This window comes from Arthrobacter sp. HS15c, from assembly GCF_040812005.1.
Lineage (GTDB): Bacteria > Actinomycetota > Actinomycetes > Actinomycetales > Micrococcaceae > Arthrobacter.
The window spans coordinates 1-1,343 of sequence record NZ_JBFOHM010000025.1; the positions used below are offsets into that span (position 1 = coordinate 1).

Here is a 1,343-nt window from a genome sequence, read left to right on the forward strand (position 1 = left end):
CCGGCAGGGTGGTTGTAGGTGCTCCTTAGAAAGGAGGTGATCCAGCCGCACCTTCCGGTACGGCTACCTTGTTACGACTTAGTCCCAATCGCCAGTCCCACCTTCGACAGCTCCCTCCCACAAGGGGTTAGGCCACCGGCTTCGGGTGTTACCAACTTTCGTGACTTGACGGGCGGTGTGTACAAGGCCCGGGAACGTATTCACCGCAGCGTTGCTGATCTGCGATTACTAGCGACTCCGACTTCATGGGGTCGAGTTGCAGACCCCAATCCGAACTGAGACCGGCTTTTTGGGATTAGCTCCACCTCACAGTATCGCAACCCTTTGTACCGGCCATTGTAGCATGCGTGAAGCCCAAGACATAAGGGGCATGATGATTTGACGTCGTCCCCACCTTCCTCCGAGTTGACCCCGGCAGTCTCCTATGAGTCCCCGCCATAACGCGCTGGCAACATAGAACGAGGGTTGCGCTCGTTGCGGGACTTAACCCAACATCTCACGACACGAGCTGACGACAACCATGCACCACCTGTGAACCGGCCCCAAAGGGGAAACCACATTTCTGCGGCGATCCGGCCCATGTCAAGCCTTGGTAAGGTTCTTCGCGTTGCATCGAATTAATCCGCATGCTCCGCCGCTTGTGCGGGCCCCCGTCAATTCCTTTGAGTTTTAGCCTTGCGGCCGTACTCCCCAGGCGGGGCACTTAATGCGTTAGCTACGGCGCGGAAAACGTGGAATGTCCCCCACACCTAGTGCCCAACGTTTACGGCATGGACTACCAGGGTATCTAATCCTGTTCGCTCCCCATGCTTTCGCTCCTCAGCGTCAGTTAATGCCCAGAGACCTGCCTTCGCCATCGGTGTTCCTCCTGATATCTGCGCATTTCACCGCTACACCAGGAATTCCAGTCTCCCCTACATCACTCTAGTCTGCCCGTACCCACCGCAGATCCGGAGTTGAGCCCCGGACTTTCACGGCAGACGCGACAAACCGCCTACGAGCTCTTTACGCCCAATAATTCCGGATAACGCTTGCGCCCTACGTATTACCGCGGCTGCTGGCACGTAGTTAGCCGGCGCTTCTTCTGCAGGTACCGTCACTTTCGCTTCTTCCCTACTGAAAGAGGTTTACAACCCGAAGGCCGTCATCCCTCACGCGGCGTCGCTGCATCAGGCTTGCGCCCATTGTGCAATATTCCCCACTGCTGCCTCCCGTAGGAGTCTGGGCCGTGTCTCAGTCCCAGTGTGGCCGGTCACCCTCTCAGGCCGGCTACCCGTCGTCGCCTTGGTGAGCCATTACCTCACCAACAAGCTGATAGGCCGCGAGTCCATCCAAAACCACAA

The 1,343-nt window shown here is 57.6% G+C and carries 1 rRNA gene; it reads right to left on the minus strand.

What is annotated here, in order from left to right:
- Nucleotides 1-29 precede the first annotated feature (29 nt).
- Nucleotides 30-1,343, minus strand: a 16S ribosomal RNA gene (locus ABV518_RS22270); the annotation flags it as partial.